Annotated in this window: 7 protein-coding genes and 1 pseudogene; 1 reads left to right on the top strand and 7 read right to left on the bottom strand. The window is 71.8% G+C overall.

Features of this window, described 5'->3' with window-relative positions:
- Together ACIGZJ_RS27455 and ACIGZJ_RS27450 are read right to left on the bottom strand one after the other, a co-directional pair.
- Nucleotides 1-299: pseudogene (locus tag ACIGZJ_RS27455) on the bottom strand (ATP-dependent helicase); the annotation flags it as partial.
- A gap of 367 nt (nucleotides 300-666) precedes the next feature.
- Nucleotides 667-870 (bottom strand): cold-shock protein, encoded by a 204-nt coding sequence (locus tag ACIGZJ_RS27450; RefSeq protein ID WP_030918248.1) that lies wholly within the window; start codon nucleotides 868-870, stop codon nucleotides 667-669.
- A 503-nt stretch (nucleotides 871-1373) separates the two neighbouring features.
- Here ACIGZJ_RS27450 and ACIGZJ_RS27445 point away from each other — a divergent pair.
- Complete coding sequence (locus ACIGZJ_RS27445) at nucleotides 1374-1601, top strand: hypothetical protein (protein WP_396459730.1); 228 nt, start codon at nucleotides 1374-1376, stop codon at nucleotides 1599-1601.
- Nucleotides 1602-2217: 616 nt separating this feature from the next.
- Here the strand turns inward: ACIGZJ_RS27445 and ACIGZJ_RS27440 are convergent.
- The 5 genes from ACIGZJ_RS27440 to ACIGZJ_RS27420 all read right to left on the bottom strand — a co-directional run bounded on the left by ACIGZJ_RS27440 (nucleotide 2218) and on the right by ACIGZJ_RS27420 (nucleotide 6533).
- Nucleotides 2218-3444 carry an SPFH domain-containing protein gene (locus ACIGZJ_RS27440; protein WP_396459729.1) on the bottom strand — a complete coding sequence of 409 codons (1227 nt, stop codon included), beginning with the start codon at nucleotides 3442-3444 and terminating at the stop codon, nucleotides 2218-2220.
- A 52-nt stretch (nucleotides 3445-3496) separates the two neighbouring features.
- Nucleotides 3497-3661 (bottom strand): hypothetical protein, encoded by a 165-nt coding sequence (locus ACIGZJ_RS27435; protein WP_396315295.1) that lies wholly within the window; start codon nucleotides 3659-3661, stop codon nucleotides 3497-3499.
- A 422-nt stretch (nucleotides 3662-4083) separates the two neighbouring features.
- Nucleotides 4084-4299 carry a DUF397 domain-containing protein gene (locus ACIGZJ_RS27430; protein ID WP_396459728.1) on the bottom strand — a complete coding sequence of 72 codons (216 nt, stop codon included), beginning with the start codon at nucleotides 4297-4299 and terminating at the stop codon, nucleotides 4084-4086.
- Nucleotides 4300-4590: 291 nt separating this feature from the next.
- Nucleotides 4591-5853 (bottom strand): sensor histidine kinase, encoded by a 1263-nt coding sequence (locus ACIGZJ_RS27425; protein ID WP_396459727.1) that lies wholly within the window; start codon nucleotides 5851-5853, stop codon nucleotides 4591-4593.
- Nucleotides 5847-6533 (bottom strand): response regulator transcription factor, encoded by a 687-nt coding sequence (locus tag ACIGZJ_RS27420; protein WP_396459726.1) that lies wholly within the window; start codon nucleotides 6531-6533, stop codon nucleotides 5847-5849. Before ACIGZJ_RS27420 ends, ACIGZJ_RS27425 begins: the two co-directional genes overlap by 7 nt.
- Between the last annotated feature and the right edge of the window lie 221 nt (nucleotides 6534-6754).

The raw sequence follows: 6754 nt of genomic DNA, 5'->3' as shown, positions 1-6754 counted from the left end.
TTCGGCAGCGTGGCGGCCTGGATCGGGAACGGCGCGGTGACGCCCTGCCGGGTCAGCACCGACAGCAGCGCCTTCGGCATCTCCAGCTCGTCGAAGGACTCGACGGCCGGCAGCGCCGGGGTGGTGCTCACCGGCATCGCGAACTCTCCCTGAGGGGACGAGCCCTGACGGAAGCTCCGGCCACCGGCGGGCCGGTCGCCGTAGAAGGAGCTGCCGCCGGAGCGGGATCCGTAGGAGCGGGCGGAGGCCGAGGAGCGGGAGTTGGTGTTCTGGTACGGGGAGCGACTGGAGCGGTTCATGCGAAACCTTCCTGGGACGGCACGTCGCGAGGCGACTCCGCAGCGCGGGGCGCCGGCAGGAGATCGCCAGGGAACGGGCCGAAAGTATGGGGAGCGGGGCGTGGACGGTAGAACCGTGCGGCACGTCACCTCAGGTCGACGCTCACCGCGGAGGGCGGGAGCGAAGATCCTCGAACCGTGGGTTGTCACGGCAGGGCGCCGATCCGGACGCGACGCTGTGCGTCTCGCGTGGGGATGGCCGCCGGTGGCGGAGCCAGGGGGCCTGAACGGCCGGGTAACGCGTGGTGGAGCAATGCCGAGGGGCCCGCACCGGGCATCATGTACGCGGTGCGGGCCCCTCGCTACCAGGCGGGTGCCGTGGCAGAAACTACAGCGGACGAATGTTCTCCGCCTGCGGGCCCTTCTGGCCCTGCGTGACGTCGAACTCGACCTTCTGGCCCTCGAGCAGCTCACGGAAGCCGTTGGCGTTGATGTTCGAGTAGTGGGCGAACACGTCAGGACCGCCACCCTCCTGCTCGATGAAGCCGAAGCCCTTTTCCGCGTTGAACCACTTCACAGTGCCATTAGCCATAAAGAAATCTCCTTCAAGGGGCTGTCCGAAACCCGCACAGCGCGCGTTTCGAGTCGCCGCGATGAGCACCCACCCGGGGAAGAGCCGGGAAACAAAAAGGCGCCTGCGATACATCAGCAGGCGCACACAAAGTTCATGGGAACCACTACTGCAACTAAAACGACTCTAGCAGGCCCCAGCCCACCACGGGCGGATATTTCACCCCCGGTTCCGCGAGGCCCCTTCCCCCGGGCCGCCGATCGCCAGGCTCCGGGACCATCAACACACATGGGGAGCAGCCTCGTTGAGCATGCCTCCCGCCCTGCCGGCGCCGCCGACTCCAGGCATGGAGAGGGCGGCCGACGCGGGCGCGGAGCGCCTGCCCTGGCCGCGAACAGCGAAGCGCCACGCCCGCCGGCGCCATCCGGGGCCCGCTGGACAGCGCACGGGCGTTCCTGTCGAACTCCGAAATTGAATGCTCCGGAAGGACCCGCTCCCGCAATTTCCGGCGCATAATGCAGGGAATGACGAAATCTGCAGCAGTCCGCCGCGTCCTGCCCACCAGCCCCTTCAAGGCCCGGATCGAAGCACCGCGCAAGCACTTCGCCGTCGGCGACCGCGTCACTCACGACCAGTACGGCCTCGGCCGGGCCATCGGCGTGGAAGGCGACAGCGACATCGCGGTGCTCGTCGACTTCGGATCGCGGCAGGAACGCATCACCCAGCCCTACGCCGCCATGTTCAAACTCTGACCCGGGACTCACGCGTTCTCGACCGAGCGCGCCGCACCGCGCATGGCGCGGAGACACCGCCGCGCGCCCCTGGATCATCGCGCCGGTCCGCCGTCCAGGAGCGCGCACCCAACCAGGTCGAGCAGGCACCCCCGATCCCGTCCCGGGCCGCACCGGCGACAAACTTGAACAGTACGTGACACCTCGTCACCGATGGCCTACCGCAGGGTGGGCAGGACGACAGACTCCGCGCGTGGCCCAGGGCCGGTACAGCCACCGCCTCCTCGGCTCGGCCGAGCTCGCCCAGGGGGGTGCCGAGCAGCAGTGCGGCCCGCGACACAGCCGGCCTCCCGCCCGGACCCACCGTCACTGCTGGGTCTGTGTCCCGACCGCGGGCAGAACGGGGGCGCCACCGCTCGGTGGCGCCCCCGTTCTGCCCGCCGCGCGAAAGCCGGACGCCCGGCGTCGCCCGGCCTGTATCCACACGCATCCTCGGGCGCCTCATCGTGGACCTCCTCACCGCGTCGACGAGCAGACCGTCATCGGGGCGGGCATCGGGGCGACCGCGCTGACCGCGCCCAGCCTGGCCGACTCCCTGCGAGCTGTCCTCGACGACTCTCTCGGCGGAGTGTCCGGGTCAGCTCCGGTCGGGGAGGCGGGGCGTGGGGCGGCCGTTGACGTTCGGGTCTGCGACCGACGCGCCGGTCGTCGAAGTCGCTGTGGGCCCCGCGGAGTGCTGGAGGGACCGTAGGATGGCCAGCCCCTGGCCGGCGATGCCGGCCGCGATCTGGTTCACCCCGTCGGTGCCGTTCAGGACGGTCAGATCGGCGCCCGCCATGCCCCGCGCCGCCGCGTCGGCGAGTACGGGGAGGGCCTCCACGATCCGGTTGGCCGCGATCAGCTCCTGGTTGCCGTCCCGCAGTGACGCCGCGCGGGCGGCGTTGGCGTCCGCCTGGGCCTGGGCCAGGGTCCGTTCGGTGTAGGCGCCGGCGTCGGCCTCGAACTTCACCCGGTCGCGGTCCGCCTCGGCCAGCGTCCGCTTCCGGTAGGCCTCGGCGTCGGCGGGGCGCCGCACCTCCGCCTCCAGCCGCTGCGCCGTGAGCGCCGCATTGCGCTGCGCGAGGGCGGTCTGTTCCTCGGTGACCTCCTGGGTGGCCCGTGCCTCGGCGAGCGGCCCGGCCTGGGCGGCGCGCGCCCTGGACTGCTCGGTCTCCGCGAGGAAGCCGGCCCGCTTGATCGCGGTGTCCCGCTCGTACTCGGCCTTGAGCGCGGCGGCCTGCTGCTCCCGTTCGCTCGCCTCCTGGTCGGCCTTGGCCTGGGCGATCCGGGCCTGACTGGCCACCGCCGCCGCGTGCGGCGCGGCGAGGTTGTCGATGTAGCCGGTGGCGTCCTCTATCTCCTGGATCTGCAGGGCGTCCACCACGATGCCGAGCTTCTCCATCTCGCCGTGACTGCCCGCCATGACTTCCTGGGCGACCCGGCTGCGTTCCCTGATGATCTGCTCCACGGTCAGCCCACCGATGATGGAGCGCAGGTGACCTGCGAATATCCGTCCGACCAGTTCCTGCATCTGGTTCTGCTCGGACAGGAAGCGCCGGGCCGCGTTGGCGATCGACACGGCGTCGTCGCCGACCTTGAAGACACAGACCGCGCGGACGGTGAGCCGGATGCCCTGCTGGGTGACGCAGTCCTCGGCGATCTCCGCCTCCTGCAGGGCCAGGGACAACATGCGGGCCTTCTGCTTGACGGGAACGACGAAGCTCCCGTGGCCCGTGACGATCCGGAACTGGGTGTCCTGCGACTGCCGCTTGGAACCGGAGATGAGCATGGCCTCGTTGGGCGCGGGCACGTGCCAGAACAACATGACGAACCACCTGACCTGCAACAGCTCGACGAGGGCCGCGGGACCGCCGGACTCAGGGCGGCAACGGCTCGACGAGCACCGACCGGGCGGAGATCGTGTCGATCACGACCACCCGGGTGTTGACCGCGACCGGCCCGGCGGACCAAGCCGCGAACACCTCCGACCCGCCGCGCAAGCCGACCAGCACCTCGCCCGGCCCGTCCGTCGGGATCGGCACCGTAACCCTCCCGACGGCTCCGACCGGGCTTTGCTCGGAGTCATCGGCCACGTACATGACACCTCGTGCCGTGAGACACGACGGCGCAGTGGGCGGCCGGAACACGAACGGCCACGGGCGGCACCCCCTCCTGGAGGCACCGGGCCCCCGGTCGAGTCCTTCGGCAGATGCCTGCGAGCAGCGCGCGCGGCGCGACCGCCCCGACCCCACCCACGGTACTCCGGCCGCAGCAGGGAGGCGTTTCTCGGGTACCCGGCCGGATCTCCGGCCCGGGAGTCCCGGCCAGGAGCCGACCGGGCCAGGCTCGAAGGCTGGGCCACCAACCGCCCGGACCGGCTGGGGACGGTCTGGGAGTGACGCCCGCGCAGGCCCCGTGAAGGCGTCGGCCGCGCGTAGCCGGCGCCCTTCACGGGGCATCAGCCCTACGGTTCGCCCGCCTCGATACCGCGACGGAAGGCCGACCACTCGCCGGCCGTGAACCGTAGCGGCTCCTGCTCTGCGTTCTTGGAGTCGCGGAGCGTAACCCCACCGCCGGGGAACTGGGCGGCCTCGACACAGTCGTCCTGCGCCACGCTGCGGGAACTCTTCTCCCAAGCAGCCTGCGACACGTCCAGGGCGTACAGATCAGCCTTGCCCATCGGATCCTCCTCGTCGTCGGGCAGCCACCTGTCACTACCCGGCGAGGCGGGCGGGGAAGCGCCCCCGGCACAGAATTGACCAGGACATGCCACATCGACGGGGGTCGGCCCGCCGTCACCGCCGGCGCCGTGGGGCTTGCCGCCGAGGGCGACAGCGGCACCGCCCTTGCCACGAAGGCTTCTGATCTCCGACCACCAGCGAAATCCCTTGCACCGAACAAGGGAACGAAGCAGGTCAGGGCATGCGTGGTCGCGCAGTGGCCGCGCCCGGCCGGTCCCAGGAGGGTTGGCCTACTTCGTCCGGCGCGGCAGGCGGAGGGTGAAGCGGGCACCGCCGCGCGGGCTGGTGCCGACGTCGAGGGAGCCGCCGTGGGCCTGGGCGACCCAGGACGCGATGGACAGCCCGAGGCCGGTGGAGCCGGCGCCGCTCTGGAAACGCTGGAAGAGGGAGCCGGCCAGAGCCGGGGGGATGCCGGGGCCGGCGTCGTCGATGGTCACCGTTGCGTCGGCGGCCACGGTGACGTCGACCTCTGCGGGCAGACCCGGGGCATGGCCGTGGAGGAGCGCGTTGCCGAGCAGATTGGCCACCGCGCGCCGGAGCAGCTCGGGATCGGCGAGCACGACGACCGGTTCGGTGTGGACGCTCACGCGGTGCTCGCCGGCTTCGATGTCATCGACGACCACCTCGACGAGCTGGTCCAGGCGTAGCGGCTGGCTGGCCAGGGTGGCAACACCGGCCATCAGCCGGGCCCGGGTGAGCAGGCCGTCGATCAGGTCGCCCATCCGGGACGCCAGGCGCACGGTCCGTTCGAGCGCGGCGGTGCGGTGCTCGTCGTCGCGCAGCGCGGTCTCCGCGAGGCCGCGCAGGGAGGCGGTGGGTGTGCGCAGGTCGTGGGCCGCGTCGGCGAGGAACTCCTCCTGCTGCTGCAGCGCCGTCAGCGCCGGCCGGATCGCCCGTCCGGAGAGCAGGTGTCCGGCCACAGCGGACAGGGTTACCAGGACCGCGCAGCCGGCCACCAGGAGCAGGGCCAGTTTGCGGTGCGCGGCCCGGTCGGCGGTGGTGTCGTCGACCGCGACCACGGCGCCGGCCGTCGACTGGCCGTCGGCTCCCGCGTAGGGCGCGGCGAGCAGCCGGATCAGGTGGCCGTTGTCGCCGCGTGCGTCGGCCACGACCGCCGATCCCTCCCGCATCGCTTCGGCGGCCACCGCTTCCAGGTCTTCGGTGTGGGCCCGGACACAGGGCTTGCGCGGGGCGTAGGAGACGGTGGGCCGGTCGGCCGGACCGGCCACCACGGTCACCGGCGGGCAGTCGGTCTCCATCCCGTCCTGCAGGTACTGCGTGTCGAGCCGGTCGTCGTCCTCGTCGAAGTTCAGGAGCAGGATCGCCTGGCCGGTCTGTAGGGTGAGCGCGTCGTCGAGCCGGTCGCTCCAGGATTTGTCGTCGGTGCGGATGGCGAACGCCGCCAGGCCGATCAGTCCGATCGCGCTGGTGAGGGCGAACAGCGCGGTGAGTCGCCGGCGCAGTCGCCGGATCCGGGCCGCGGCCGTCAGCACCGGTCGCCCGCGCCGGTGCCGGGCGGTGCCAGCCGGTAACCCACGCCGCGGACCGTGTGGATCAGCGGCGGGTCGCCGAGCTTGCGGCGCAGCTGGGAGACCAGCACCTCGACGACGTTGGAGTTCGGCTCGGTCATCTCGTCCCAGCATTTCTCGATCAGGTCGGCGCGGGGTACGGCCTGGTCGGCCCGGGTCGCGAGCAGCTCCAGTACAGCGAACTCCTTGCGGGTCAGGAGCAGCAGCACGCCGTCCCGGTGCACCTGGCGGCGGGCGGTGTCGATCTCCAGGTCGGCGATGTGCTGCACCGGGGGCCGGACGGTGGCCGCCCGTCGGCACAGGCTGTGCACCCGGGCCGCCAGCTCGGGCACCGCGAACGGCTTGACCAGGTAGTCGTCGCCGCCGCCGGCGAACCCCTCGACGCGGTCGGCGACCGTGTCCCGGGCGGTGAGGAACAGTACCGGGACGGTCCGCCCGGCGCGGCGCAGCTCGCGCACGTACTCGACGGCGTCCCCGGAGGGCAGCATTCGGTCGAACACCGCACAGTCGTATCCGGTGACGAACAGCGCCTCGTCGGCGGCCGGCAGATCGGCCACCTCGTCGACGGCCAGCCCCTCGCTGCGCAGTGCGGCAGCCACGGCAAACCGCAGGTCATCGTCGTCTTCGACCACCAGTACTCGCACGGCGGCCAGGATAGCCCGAGGTGTGGCCCCGGGCCGCCCTCATCAAATCCTCAGCTTCGCTCGGCCATCATCTGTGAGGTCACAGCGGAGCGACCCGGCAGGAGCCGAACAGCGCGGCCGTTCGCCGGGAGTCGGCGGACCGGCCGCGGCGCCGTGAGACATCCCCGGGCGCGATCCCCCACGCGCCCGGGGGCTGCCACCGGCCCGGCGGATGGAGCCCT

This window comes from Kitasatospora sp. NPDC052868 (assembly GCF_044547105.1).
Lineage (GTDB): Bacteria > Actinomycetota > Actinomycetes > Streptomycetales > Streptomycetaceae > Kitasatospora.
Note: the sequence above shows the minus strand (reverse complement) of the source record. Positions and strands in the feature narration are given on the sequence as shown.

What these genes read in the sequence shown, in the direction of transcription:
- ACIGZJ_RS27440 (WP_396459729.1), bottom strand. Translation starts at nt 3,444, where the DNA reads ATGTTGTTCTGGCACGTGCCCGCGCCCAACGAGGCCATGCTCATCTCC.
- ACIGZJ_RS27445 (WP_396459730.1), top strand. Translation starts at nt 1,374, where the DNA reads ATGACGAAATCTGCAGCAGTCCGCCGCGTCCTGCCCACCAGCCCCTTC.
- ACIGZJ_RS27430 (WP_396459728.1), bottom strand. Translation starts at nt 4,299, where the DNA reads ATGGGCAAGGCTGATCTGTACGCCCTGGACGTGTCGCAGGCTGCTTGG.
- ACIGZJ_RS27450 (WP_030918248.1), bottom strand. Translation starts at nt 870, where the DNA reads ATGGCTAATGGCACTGTGAAGTGGTTCAACGCGGAAAAGGGCTTCGGC.